14 protein-coding genes are annotated in these 12032 nt (G+C 72.8%); 8 read left to right on the top strand and 6 right to left on the bottom strand.

The annotated features are described in order from the left end of the window. The first annotated feature begins 59 nt into the window (after positions 1–59). From ACZ6ZI_RS26035 to ACZ6ZI_RS26015, 5 genes are all read left to right on the top strand, one after another. The gene (locus ACZ6ZI_RS26035) at positions 60–314 is read left to right on the top strand and encodes a chaplin (RefSeq protein ID WP_469524612.1); all 255 of its coding nucleotides are present in this window, start codon (positions 60–62) and stop codon (positions 312–314) included. A gap of 118 nt (positions 315–432) precedes the next feature. Next, positions 433–843, top strand: a complete 411-nt coding sequence (locus ACZ6ZI_RS26030) for a rodlin (protein ID WP_363055134.1) — start codon at positions 433–435, stop codon at positions 841–843. Between the two features lie 216 nt (positions 844–1059). Then, the gene (locus ACZ6ZI_RS26025; RefSeq protein ID WP_469524611.1) at positions 1060–1293 is read left to right on the top strand and encodes a chaplin; all 234 of its coding nucleotides are present in this window, start codon (positions 1060–1062) and stop codon (positions 1291–1293) included. 122 nt (positions 1294–1415) lie between these two features. Continuing rightward, complete coding sequence (locus tag ACZ6ZI_RS26020) at positions 1416–2654, top strand: chaplin (protein ID WP_469524610.1); 1239 nt, start codon at positions 1416–1418, stop codon at positions 2652–2654. A 182-nt stretch (positions 2655–2836) separates the two neighbouring features. Continuing rightward, positions 2837–3184, top strand: coding sequence for a hypothetical protein (locus ACZ6ZI_RS26015; RefSeq protein ID WP_363055136.1), 348 nt, complete (start codon positions 2837–2839; stop codon positions 3182–3184). Between the two features lie 82 nt (positions 3185–3266). Here ACZ6ZI_RS26015 and ACZ6ZI_RS26010 read toward each other — a convergent pair whose 3' ends face one another. Both ACZ6ZI_RS26010 and ACZ6ZI_RS26005 read right to left on the bottom strand, forming a co-directional pair. Beyond that, complete coding sequence (locus tag ACZ6ZI_RS26010) at positions 3267–3509, bottom strand: chaplin (protein WP_469524609.1); 243 nt, start codon at positions 3507–3509, stop codon at positions 3267–3269. 150 nt (positions 3510–3659) lie between these two features. Continuing rightward, complete coding sequence (locus tag ACZ6ZI_RS26005) at positions 3660–4232, bottom strand: hypothetical protein (protein ID WP_469524607.1); 573 nt, start codon at positions 4230–4232, stop codon at positions 3660–3662. 336 nt (positions 4233–4568) lie between these two features. Here ACZ6ZI_RS26005 and ACZ6ZI_RS26000 point away from each other — a divergent pair, with 336 nt between their 5' ends. Continuing rightward, positions 4569–4979, top strand: coding sequence for a rodlin (locus ACZ6ZI_RS26000; RefSeq protein WP_469524606.1), 411 nt, complete (start codon positions 4569–4571; stop codon positions 4977–4979). An 80-nt stretch (positions 4980–5059) separates the two neighbouring features. Here the strand turns inward: ACZ6ZI_RS26000 and ACZ6ZI_RS25995 are convergent, their stop codons facing one another. Continuing rightward, positions 5060–5695 carry a vitamin K epoxide reductase family protein gene (locus tag ACZ6ZI_RS25995; protein ID WP_469524605.1) on the bottom strand — a complete coding sequence of 212 codons (636 nt, stop codon included), beginning with the start codon at positions 5693–5695 and terminating at the stop codon, positions 5060–5062. A gap of 192 nt (positions 5696–5887) precedes the next feature. Here ACZ6ZI_RS25995 and ACZ6ZI_RS25990 point away from each other — a divergent pair, with 192 nt between their 5' ends. After that, the gene (locus ACZ6ZI_RS25990; RefSeq protein WP_469524604.1) at positions 5888–6658 is read left to right on the top strand and encodes a DUF6227 family protein; all 771 of its coding nucleotides are present in this window, start codon (positions 5888–5890) and stop codon (positions 6656–6658) included. A 49-nt stretch (positions 6659–6707) separates the two neighbouring features. Here ACZ6ZI_RS25990 and pfkB read toward each other — a convergent pair whose 3' ends face one another. Both pfkB and ACZ6ZI_RS25980 read right to left on the bottom strand, forming a co-directional pair. After that, on the bottom strand, positions 6708–7661 hold the full coding sequence (gene pfkB / locus ACZ6ZI_RS25985; protein ID WP_469524602.1) for a 1-phosphofructokinase: 954 nt from the start codon (positions 7659–7661) through the stop codon (positions 6708–6710). Positions 7662–7831: 170 nt separating this feature from the next. Then, positions 7832–9460: an MFS transporter gene (locus tag ACZ6ZI_RS25980; RefSeq protein ID WP_469524601.1), complete on the bottom strand. Its 1629-nt coding sequence runs from the start codon at positions 9458–9460 to the stop codon at positions 7832–7834. Positions 9461–9522: 62 nt separating this feature from the next. Here ACZ6ZI_RS25980 and ACZ6ZI_RS25975 point away from each other — a divergent pair, with 62 nt between their 5' ends. Continuing rightward, on the top strand, positions 9523–10476 hold the full coding sequence (locus ACZ6ZI_RS25975) for a helix-turn-helix transcriptional regulator (RefSeq protein ID WP_469524600.1): 954 nt from the start codon (positions 9523–9525) through the stop codon (positions 10474–10476). 116 nt (positions 10477–10592) lie between these two features. Here ACZ6ZI_RS25975 and ACZ6ZI_RS25970 read toward each other — a convergent pair whose 3' ends face one another. Then, positions 10593–11570 (bottom strand): sigma-70 family RNA polymerase sigma factor, encoded by a 978-nt coding sequence (locus ACZ6ZI_RS25970; RefSeq protein ID WP_363055145.1) that lies wholly within the window; start codon positions 11568–11570, stop codon positions 10593–10595. Between the last annotated feature and the right edge of the window lie 462 nt (positions 11571–12032).

Genomic DNA, 12032 nt, shown 5'->3' with positions numbered 1-12032 from the left:
CCTCACCCCGGGCGGGTCGTTATGAGGGCACCATCGTTCGAATCGAAAGGAAATCGGAGATGAAGAAGACCCTGATGCGCGGCACCACCATCGCGGTCGCCGGCGCGGCGATGCTCGCGGGCGGCGCGGGCCTCGCCTCCGCGAACGGCGGGAGCGGCGCGAGCGCCGAGGGCCTGGCCGCCGGCTCCCCCGGCGTCCTGAGCGGGAACCTGGTCCAGGTCCCGGTCCACGTCCCGGTCAACGTCTGCGGCAACACCGCGCAGCTGGTCGGCCTCCTCAACCCGGCGTTCGGCAACACCTGCGTGAACGCCTGAGCGTCAACCACGACGTCCGAAACGGCGGCATCCGGGTGAAGTCACGCAACCCGATCGCGAACCGGACCGTTGATCCGGGTGCTCCAGTACCGGGCAATCCTGCAAAAAAGGGACGATAATGATCAAGAAGTTTGCGGCCGGCGCAGCGGTTGCCGCCTCCGTCGTGGGCCTGGGCGCCTCCATGGCCCCGCAGGCGATGGCCATCGGGAACGACAACGGCATCAACACCGCCAACGGCAACAACGCCGCGCAGATCTACGGCAACCAGGCCACCTACGGCAACATGAGCCCCCAGATGGCGCTGATCCAGGGCTCCTTCAACAAGCCCTGCATCGCCCTGCCGGCCAAGGCCAACGTGCAGTCCGTGCTCGCGCTCGTCAACGTCGGCGTCCAGGACATCCCCGTCCTGTCCAGCCCGCAGAACCAGCAGTGCACCGAGAACTCGACCCAGGCCAAGGGCGACGAGGCCCTCTCGCACATCCTCAGCAACATCCCGATCCTCTCCGGCAACGTCTCCTCCGGCAGCTGATCGCGCACCACTCCCGCGAGGCCGTCGCACCTTCGGGTCGCGGCGGCCTCGCCGCGTGTGGGCCCGGAAATTCCCGAAGCGAAATGGGCGGAAAATCCGAAGTGCCGCCGACCCACCACCGCTCCTGAATTCGAGGAATTTCTCGGTTTCTTTTTCTCCGACTGCTCGTTGTTATCAGTGCAGCGGATAGACCTCTGCGGGAAGGAAAGAAAAGAAATGACGTACAAGAAGGCAGTGGTGCTCGCCGCCGGCGTTCTGATGGCCGCCGGTGGCGCCGCCCCCGCCATGGCCGACGCCGGTGCCGCGGGCCAGGCCGTGGGCTCCCCCGGTGTCCTCTCGGGCAACCTCGTCCAGGTCCCCGTGCACGTCCCGGTCAACGTCTGCGGCAACACCGTCAACGTGATCGCGCTGCTGAACCCCGCGTTCGGCAACACCTGCGTCAACGCCTGACGAAGCGCCTGCGCCCGCAAGGGCAGACCTCCTCGGGGTGGCCTCGGAGTGCACGGCGGTGCACTCCGAGGCCACCTTCGATTCAGCCACCGGCCCCCGCGCCGGTAGACAGGGAAGGACCCATGCGACAGGTACTGAGCCGACAGGTACTGGGCAAGGGGGTACTCACGGCCGCGGCCGCGTCGAGCCTGCTGTCGATCGCGGCCGGCGCCGCGTACGCGCACCCCGGGGCGATGGCCGAGGCCTCGCACTCGCCGGGCGTGCTGGCCGGCAACAGCGTCTCGGTACCGATCACGTTCTCGCCGAACGTGTGCGGCAACAGCGTGGACGCGGGTGCGGCGCTCAACCCCGCCATGGGCAACACGTGCGCCGGCACGAGCGGCTCCCACGGCTCCGACGTCGACTACGACCGCTACCTCAGCCCCGAGCACGCCGAGGCCTTCGAGCGCTACCTCGCCGAACGCCCGGGCGGCCGCCACGCGCTGCCCGAGCAGCGCCGGGAGGAGGAGCCCCGCCACGAGGCCCCCCGCGCGCACGCCCCCAAGCACGCGGCCCCCAAGCACGCGGCCCCCCGCCACGAGGAGGGCCCCCGCGAGGCCTCCGATCGAGGCGGCTACGGCGGCGACGAGGAGCGGGGCCCGCGCGGCGAGGAGGAGTGCGACGACCACCCGCCGCTGCACGAGGAGCGGCCCCCGCACGCCGACCACCCGACCCCGCACCCGGCGCCCCCGGCCCCGCCGCGCCCCGCCCCGGAGCCGAAGCCCGAGCCGGTGCCGTGGCCGCAGCCCGAGCCCGTGGCCGAGCAGCCGGCCCCCGCGCCGATGCCGCCGCTGCCGCCGGCCCCCGAGGCGCCCGCGCCGCTGCCCGAGGAGCAGCCGAAGCCGCTCCCCGCCCCGCTGCCCGCGCCGCCTCCGGTCCAGGAGGTCCCGCAGCCCGAGGAGCAGCCGAAGCCGCTGCCGGCCCCCGCGCCGCAGGCCCCGACGCCGGCGCCGCCCGTGATGGAGGACGGCCCCGCGCCGCACCCGCCGCACGGCAGCCAACCTGTGGAGCGGCCCGTCGAACAGCCCGCCCCGGTGGTCGAGCGCCCCGCGGACCAGCCCCCGGCGGCTCCGGCCGGCGACGTCCCCGTCCACCTGCCCCCGGCGCCGACCGCGCCCGCTCCGGCACCCGCCCCCGCGCTCGCCCCGCCGGTGACCCCGGGGCCGGCTCCGGCGGCTCCCGCACCGGCGCCGCTGCCCTCGCTCGCCACGGCCCCGGAGCTCGCCGCGACCGGCGCGGGCGAGTTGGGCGCGCTGACGGCCCTCGCCTCGGCCCTGGTCCTGGGCGGGGCGATCCTCTACCGGCGTTCGGCCGTCTCCTGACCGCATTACCGGTAATCGGAAGAAATATCGGCCGGAGAATCCCTTGTCGGATTCTCCGGCCATTGTCGTGCGGGGCCCGTACGCGTTTCCGTGGCCGCCGGTAATCGTTACGCAGGGCGAAAGCGGCGCGACGGTCGCCGCCGCCGGAGCCTTCGCCCACGAAAAGAAGAGGATTTTCGATAATGAAGCTGTCCAAGGTCGCCGCTGTCGTCGCCGGATCCGTCGCCGCCCTGGGTGCCGCGGCCCCCGCCTTCGCCGCCGACACCCCGGCCGCCATGCCTCCCATGAGCGCGACGGGCGGACTGACCGAGGTGCTGAACGCCACCGGGCCCGTGAGCGAGGCGCTCCCCCAGACGCTGGGCAACGGCCTGGCCGAGCAGAACCAGAACGTCGACAAGGTCGTCGGCACCGTCCAGAAGGTCAACGAGGTCCGCAACAACGTCCCCGGCGAGGTGCTGGGGCTGGCCAACGGTGCGACCCAGGCCTCCCCGCTCCTCGGCGGGGTGAAGCTCAACGGGGGCGCGCACTGAGAGGCGCCGCACACGACTGTGGGCGCCACCGGCGAGGCCGGGGCGCCCACAGTCGTTTTCGCGTCGAACAGGCCGACGTACGTCAGTCGTTGACGCAGATGTTGCCGAACGCCGGGTTCAGGGCGCCGATGACGTTCACGGAGTTGCCGCAGACGTTGACCGGGACGTGGACCGGAACCTGGGCGAGGTTGCCCGAGAGGACACCGGGGGAACCCACGGCCGCGCCCTCGGCAGCGGAGTCGGCGGACGCGGCGCCCGCGGCACCGGCCACGGCGAGACCAGCGGAGGCCAGGGCCACGGCGGCCTTCTTGGCAGCAGAGTTCATGGGAAGTGCACCTTCTGTTCGATGTCCTGCCCCGGTCCCGGGGCTCACACCGAGCGAAACGGTCCGCCTTCCCGAACGACACGGCCGACCGGTGAATCCGACCTGTTCAGCCCAATAGTCGTAACCATGCCGCCGGTCCGCCCGCCCGTCCTAGGGGACGGGGATGTCCGGGAGGGGCACGTCCGGGACCGCGGGCACCGCGGGGACCGCGGGCACGGCGGGCGCGGCGGGCGCGGCCGGGAGCTGTGGCGTCGCCGGGAGTTGCGGCGTCGCCGGGAGTTGCGGCACGGCCGGGAGCTCGGGGACCGTCGGCGTCGCCGGGAGCCCGGGGAGCTCGGGGACCGTGGGCAGGGTGGGGAGTTGGAGGTCCGGCAGCCCCGGGATCTCGGGCAGGGTCGGCAGCGTCGGCAGGTTGATCGGCGGGAGGGCCACCCCCGCGGGCAGCAGGGCCGTGACGGACTTGAGGATGCCCTCCAGGGTCGTGCCGAGGCTCGCGAGGAGGTCGTCGATCGGGCCCGCCGCGACGCGCCCCTGCGCCTTCGCTTCCTGCTTGAACTCCCTGACCTCGTCGATCTGCTCGCGCACCGCAGCGGCCCGCCGGGTGAGGTCGGCGGCGCGCTCCCCGTCGGCGGCCACCGCGGGGGCGACCGCGCCGGACAGTATGACGACGGCGAGGGCCGACGGGACGAGGACACGGAGGCGGGAGGGCTGGGTGCGGTGCATGGGCTTTCCTTCGCGAGACGACACGGAAGCGGACCAGAGCGATCCGCCTTCCTTACCCACCGTGCGAACACCTCGTACGGAGCGCAACCGGACGCGTCGCGCCCACCGCGGCCGCGCCGGGCCTCCGGGCGCCGCCGCAGGGCCCGGAGGCGAGGCGGCGCGGCCGTGCCGGCTGCGTACGGGCTTCGCGCACGCGTCCGCAGCGGCCTCACCCGCGCCGGGGAAAAGCGCGGCGCGAACGGGCCGTTTGAGTGAAGCGGCGGAACCAACCCGCGGGCGGCCCGGTTGATCAGGGCGCTCCACTCGCGGGCACTCGTGCGACAGAAGGACCGAATGATGTTCAAGAAGATCATGACCGCCGCCGCGGTCTCCGCCGTTGCCGTCGGCGCGGGCGCGGCCGTTGCCACCCCGGCCATGGCCATCGGCAACGACAACGGGGTCAACACCGTCAACGGCAACGGCGCCGTCCAGGCGTACGGCAACCAGACCACCCACGGCGACCTGAGCCCGCAGCTCGGCCTCGTCCAGGGCACCCTGAACAAGCCCTGCATCGGCCTGCCCGCCAAGGTCAACGCCCAGTCGCTGGTGGCGCTGCTCAACATCGGCGTCCAGGACATCAACGTCCTGTCCAACCCGCAGAACCAGCAGTGCACCGAGAACTCCACCCAGGCCAAGGGTGACGAGCCGCTCTCGCACATCCTCAGCAACATCCCGGTCCTCTCCGGCAACGCCTCCGTCGGCAGCTGATCCCGGCTCCCGCACCGCGCGTCAGGGCCCCGGCAGCCGCTTCGGCCGCCGGGGCCCTGACGCGTGTCCGTCGCCTCCGCTCAGCTCGTCCAGAACTCCCACCACCGGGTCAGGACCAGCATCCCGATCACGCCGACGTGCAGGGCGGGCGGCGCCCAGGCGAAGTCGGTGAAGAAGGTCCGCAGCGGGCCGGGGGCGGGCAGGACGCCGCTGCGGACGTTGTGCGCCGTGACGGCCCAGAACATGAGCAGCGTCGCCACCCAGGCCAGGCAGCACCACAGGCACAGGGCGTTGATCTCGTAGAGCGACTGGACCATCAGCCAGGCGCAGAAGCCGGTGCCGAAGAGGGTGCCGGCGTTCAGCCCCAGCCAGAACCAGCCGCGGTGGCGGGCGCCCGAGAGCAGGCCCGCGCCGACGCAGACCACGACGGCGTAACCGGCCAGGCCTAGCATGGGGTTGGGGAAGCCGAAGGCGGCGGCCTGCTCGCTCTGCATGACGCTGCCGCAGGAGACCACGGGGTTGAGGCTGCAGGCGGGCTTGAAGTCCGGGTCCTCCAGCAGCAGGAACTTGTCGAGGGTGATCACCCAGGAGGCCAGCAGCCCGGCGGCCCCGGTGACCACCAGCAGCCAGGCCAGGGCCGTGGGGGTCGGGGCCGCCCCGGGGCCGGACCGGGACCGGACCTGTTGACGGGGGACGTCCACTGTGTGCGTTGCCATCCGACCATGGTCCCGCCCAATGCCCCAGAACGGGGCCAATCATGCTTACCCGGTACGAAAGTTGACCTGAAGGTGTGGCGGGAACCCCCGATACTTCCCGGACGTTTTACCGAACCCCGGACGTGATGTCAGAACCGGGCGCTACGTTGAGCTTCCGCGAAGTCACAAGCTGCGACGGCCTGGAGACCCACCTTGAGCGATCCGTACGAGACAACCGAGGCGCACCTCGAGCGACTCCTGGGCCGCGCCCTCAACTCCTTCGACCTCCCCGACCCGTTGGTGGAGCGCATCGGTACGGCGCTCGCCCACAGCTCCTCCCTCTACACGACCCACCACAGCCCGTCGGCGGGCGTGTGGCGGGAGACGCACCGGCACACCTACCTCCTGGCGGACGGTGGCTCGGTCTCCCTGTGGGAGTTGACCTACCGCACGCGCGGCGAGCGGAGCGTCCGGTGCGAGGTCTTCGCGAGCAAGGGCGATCTGACGCTCGCGGTGACCCGCCGCTTCGGCGACCTCCCGGCGGACGGGGCGGCGGCGACGATCCCGTCCGGCCTCGACGTCGAGGGCGACCCCGACCACGATCTGGCGCTGCTGGGCGCCCTGTTCGCGAGCTCCGCCCCGCGCCACCGCGAGTACACGGTGGAGCAGTCCGCCGACCACGCCCGTCGGGTGCTGCGTCGCGCGGAGAACGGCGACCGTCCGGGCGAGGGGGTCGCCTCGCTGCTGCGCTCGGCGTACGCGCACCGCATCACCCAGGCCTTCGGCGGCCGGCAGGCCCTGGCGGACGGACGGGACGCCGGTTTCAGCCTCTACGAGCACGCCTTCGTCCTGCTGGACGGCAGCGAGTTCAGCCTGTGGGAGGTCGAGCACACCGCGACCCCGGACGGCCGGCACATGTGCGAGGTGTACGCGAGCGAGTCCGCGGCGCGCGGGGCGATGGAGGTCCGCTCCCGCGTGCGGTGAGCCGGGGCCGCGGGGCGGGCGGATCCCGTCGGGCGTCAGGCGTCGGGCGTCAGGCGCCGGCGCCGGGCGGATCCAGCGGCAGGTCCAGCGGGAGGTCCTCGGTGACGCGGACCCGCTCGGGGCGCAGGTCCGCCGGGGTGGGTACGGCGCTGCCGGGCAGTTGGACTGCGGCCGCGCCGTGGGCCAGCGCGGAGGCGAGGGCGGCGGGGCCGGTCCCGCCGGCGATGAGGAAGCCGGCCAGGGAGGCGTCGCCCGCGCCGACGTCGCTGCGGACGGCGGTGACGGGGGCGGTGCCGTGGAAGGTGCCCTCGGGGCCGACCAGGAGTTGGCCGTGCCGGCCGAGGGAGGCCAGGACGGCGCCCGCGCCGCGCCCGAGGAGTTCCTCGGCGGCCTTGACGGCGTCCCCGAGGGTGGCCAGGGGGCGGCCGACCGCCTCGGCGAGCTCCGCCGCGTTCGGCTTGATCACGTCCGGTCGGGCGGGCAGGGCCGCGTGCAGGGCGGGGCCCGAGGTGTCGAGGGCGAAGCGGGCCTTGGCCGTGTGGGCGCGGTCGACGAGTTCGGCGTACCACTCGGGCCGCAGGCCGGGGGGCAGGCTGCCGCAGCCGGCGATCCAGGCGGGGGCGCCGGAGCAGGTGCGGACGGTGTCGAGGAGGAGTGCCGATTCGGCGGCGGACAGCTCCGGGCCGGCCGCGTTGATCTTCGTCAGGGTGCCGTCGGGTTCGGCGACGGCGACGTTCGAGCGGGTCTGGCCGGCGATGGCGACGGCGGTGACGTCCACGCCCTGCGCGCCGAGGAGTTCGGCGAGGAGGGTGCCGGGGGCGCCGCCGAGCGGGAGGACGGCCGTGGCGCGGAGGCCGGCCGCGGCGACGGCCCGCGCGACGTTGACCCCCTTGCCGCCGGGGTCGACCCGCTCGGCGGCGGCGCGCAGGACGGCGCCGCGGTCGAGCGAGGGGACCTCGTAGGTGCGGTCCAGGGAGGGGTTCGGGGTGACGGTGAGGATCATGCGAGCCTGGTGCCCGGATGCGTACATGTGGATTTACGTCCGTTCCATGCCCGTTTCTGACGATTCTCCCCCACCTTACGTGGGGTGGCCCCCAAAAACAAAGGAAAACGGACATACCCGCCAACAGGGGCGGGCATGTCCGTTCGCGGCGGCCGTGCCGGGGCGACGGGCTAGCCGACGGGGACCTTCTCGATCGCGGGCTCCCCCGCGGCGACGGCGCCCTCGCGCTCACCCATCGGGACCTGCTTGCGCGGCAGCATGAACATCACCGCGAAGATCACGACGAGGACCGCCACCACCCACCACAGGGCGCCGCGGAAGGCCTCGACGTAGGGCGGGCCGAAGACCATGTCGTCGTCGATCAGTCCGAAGAAGACGACGGAGGTCAGGCCGAGACCCAGCGCGTTGCCCATCTGGCCGGTGGTGTTGATCAGGCCCGAGGCCGAACCGGCGTGCTCCCGCGGCACCTGGGAGAGCACGGTGTCGGTGAGCGGGGCCACGATCAGGCCCATGCCCAGACCCATGACGATCAGCGGGGCGGCCATCTGCCAGGAGGCGATCGCCATGCCGTAGTGCTCGGACTCCCAGATGTAGAGGAGCAGGCCCGCGGCCATGGTCAGGGCGCCCGCCTGGAGCACCTTGCGGCCGAAGCGCGGGACGAGCTTCTGGACGGACAGGCCCGCGGCCACCGAGACGGCGATGGAGAAGGGGATGCCCGTGGTGCCGGCGCGCAGGGCGCTCCAGCCCAGGCCCATCTGCATGTAGAGCGTCCAGACCAGGAAGAAGATGCCGGTCGCGATGCCGAAGGTGAGCTGGACGGCGATGCCGCCCGCGAAGCTCTTGACCTTGAAGAGGGACAGCTCGACCAGCGGGGAGCCGTCCTTCTTGATCTTGTACCGCTCGTAGCCGATGAAGGCGGCGAAGACGAAGGGCGAGGCGATCATGCAGACGAAGCCCCACACCGGCCAGTCGTTCTCCCGGCCGTGGGTCAGCGGGAAGATCAGCATGACCAGCGCGAGGGTGGCGAGGACGACGCCCACCAGGTCCAGGCGCAGCGCCTTGGGGGCCTTGGACTCGGTGATGAACTTGCGTCCCAGGATCACGCCCGCGATGCCCACCGGCAGGTTGATCAGGAAGATCGGGCGCCATTCGAGACCGAAGAGGTTCCACTGGGTGAGCAGGGCCCCGAGCATCGGGCCGGAGACGGCGCCGAGGCCGACGATCGCGCCGAACATGCCGAAGACCTTGCCGCGCTCGTGCGGCGGGAAGGTGACGTGGATGATCGCGAGGACCTGCGGGACCATCATGGCCGCCATGCCGCCCTGGAGGATGCGGGAGACGACGAGCATGGACGGGTTGGCGGCGATGCCGCAGAGCAGCGAGGCGGCCGTGAAGCCGGCGATGCCGACGAGGAAGAGCCGCTTGCGGCCGTAGATGTCGCCGAGGCGACCGCCGGTGATCAGACCGGCGGCGAAGGCGAGGGCGTAGCCGGCGGTGATCCACTGGATCGCGCTGGTGGAGGCGCCGAAGTCCTGGCGCATGCCGGGTATCGCGATGTTGACGATCGTGACGTCGACCAGGTCCATGAAGGCCGCGGTCATCACGATGGCGAGGGCGAGCCAGCGGCGGCGGTCGACGGGGGCCGCGCCCGCGTCGTCCGCCCCCTCGCCGGGGGCTTCCCCGCCGGCGCCGGCGGCCGGTGCGGGGGCCGGGCCTGATCCTTCGGCGGCCGCGTTCCGCTCTTCTCGTACGGGCCCGTTCTTTCTTTCGGGCGATGTCTGGGACGTCTCGGTGCTCATGGAGAGAAACCTAGACGGGATGTAGGTCAATCGGTGTCCTATTTCCCTGGCAACCTGGATCCATGAACGACACCCCGGCGCGGCTGCTCACCCTGCTGTCCCTGCTCCAGACCCCGCGCGAGTGGCCGGGCAGCGAGTTGGCGGAGCGGCTGCGGGTGAGCGCGCGGACCATCAGACGGGACATCGACCGCCTCCGCGAGCTCGGGTACCCGGTGGAGGCGACGATGGGCGCCGTCGGCGGGTACCGGCTCGTCGCCGGGGCGGCGATGCCGCCGCTGCTCCTCGACGACGAGGAGGCGGTGGCCATCGCGGTGGGGCTGCGGGCGGGGGCGGGGCACGCGATCGAGGGGGTCGAGGAGGCCTCCGTACGGGCCCTGGCGAAGCTGGAGCAGGTCCTGCCGGCGCGGCTGCGCCGCCGGGTGGGCGCGCTCCAGTCGGCCACCGTGGCCGTGACCCGGGGGGACGGGGCGAGCGTGGACCCGCGCACGCTGACGGCGATGGCGGGGGCGGTGGCGGGCCCGGAGCGGCTGAGGTTCGCCTATCGGGCGCGGGACGGGGTGGAGTCCCGGCGGCTGGTGGAACCGTACCGCCTGGTGAGCACGGGCAGCCGGTGGTACCTGGTCGCCTACGACCTGGAACGGGAGGACTGGCGGACCTTCCGGGTGGACCGGGTGAGCGAGCCGTTCCCCACGGGCGCCCGGTTCGCGCCGCGGGAGCTGCCGATGGACGCGGCGGAGTTCGTGCGGCGCGGGCTGCGGGGCCGGGAGACCTACACGGCGGACGTCTCCTTCGCCGCCCCGCCGCAGGACCTGCCGCAGTGGCTGCGCGCGCTCGCGGAGCCGGACGGGAGCGGGGGCGGGGTGCGGGCCCGCTTCGAGAGCGGGGACGACCCGCAGTGGCTGGCCGCCCGCCTGGCCTTGCTGGGGGTGCCGTTCACGGTGCGCGGGCCGGAGCGCCTGGCTCGGGCGGCGGCGGAGCTGGGCACGCGGCTGGCGGGGGCGGGCGGGGTGGCGTAGGGGCCGCCCCGAGCCACGATCCCGGGGCGGGCGGAGCGGCGCGGGCCCCGGCGCCTGGGGGTGCCGGGGCCCGTACGGGGTGGGGCGGGGCCGCGCGCGGCGGCGGCGCGGGGCGGTCAGGCCACGGCGTCGAAGCCGGTGTCGCGGGCCATGCGCTTGAGTTCGAGCAGCGCGTGCTTCTCGATCTGGCGGATCCGCTCGCGGGTCAGGCCGTGCTGCTTGCCGACCTCCGTGAGGGTCCGCTCCCGGCCGTCCTCGATGCCGTAGCGCATCTTGATGATGGACGCGGTGCGCTGGTCCAGCTTGCCGAGCAGGTCCTCCAGCTCCTCGCTGCGCAGCAGGGAGAGCACGGACTGCTCGGGGGAGATCGCGGAGGTGTCCTCCAGCAGGTCGCCGAACTGGGTGTCGCCCTCGTCGTCCACGGACATGTTGAGGCTGACCGGGTCGCGCGCCCAGTCCAGTACGTCGCCGACGCGCTTCTCCGTGGTGTCGAGCTCGGCGGCGATCTCGGCGTGCTCCGGGTCGCGGCCGTTCTCGCGGTTGAACTCGCGCTGCACCCGACGGATGCGGCCGAGCTCCTCGACGAGGTGGACGGGGAGGCGGATGGTGCGGGACTGGTCGGCGATGGAGCGGGTGATGGCCTGGCGGATCCACCACGTGGCGTACGTGGAGAACTTGAAGCCCTTGGCGTAGTCGAACTTCTCGACGGCGCGGACCAGGCCGGCGTTGCCCTCCTGGATCAGGTCGAGGAGGGGGAGCCCGCTGCGCGGGTAGCGGCGGGCGACGGCGACCACGAGGCGGAGGTTGGACCGGATGAAGACCTCCTTGGCCCGCTCGCCCTCGGCGGCCAGGGCCTCCAGCTCCTCGCGCGCCGGGCTCTCCCCCGCGCGCTCGGCCTCACCGTCGAGGATCTGCCGGGCGTAGACGCCCGCCTCGATGATCTGGGAGAGCTCCACTTCCTTGGCGGCGTCGAGCAGCGGGGTGCGCGCGATCTCGTCCAGGTACATGCCGACCAGGTCGCGGTCTGCTATCTCCCCGCCCACAGCGCGTGCGCTGCTCGTGGACTGACGACGGGCGACGGCGCGGGTTGCCATGCGTGCTCCCTTGCGATGAAGTTCGGTCGCGGTGCGGCTGCGGGACACCGCCGGCGGTGCGGCGGAGCGCCCGGAGGCGCTGTGGACACTCTCCCGAGTGCCCGCGTCCGAAGGAAACAACGACTGGAATCAGGACAGAATTCCCACGTTGCCCCGCTATTTCCGAGATCTTGCAGTATCCTGCCCCGCCGCAGGGGCGACGCGATGCCGCGAGAGCCCGAAGAGGCGCAGGTCAGGCCCGAAGTGAAGGCAGTCCCTTCCGCTTGCCCGGAGGCTCGCGCACACAACCGCTGTGAGACCGCCGTCACACGCGGTCCATGCGGTACGCACGCGCGGTACGGCCGACTCCACCCCGCGGGAGCGCTTTCCCTCGACGCCCTCCCACCCCGGAAGACGGCGCCCGCCGCCTTCCGGTTGCCTGGACTGGCGATCGAATCGCCGAATACGCCAGGAGTCGGACTT

It is taken from the genome of Streptomyces sp. NPDC103540 (assembly GCF_055584445.1).
The sequence above is the reverse complement of the archived record's forward strand: the minus strand, read 5'-3'. Positions and strand labels throughout refer to the sequence as shown.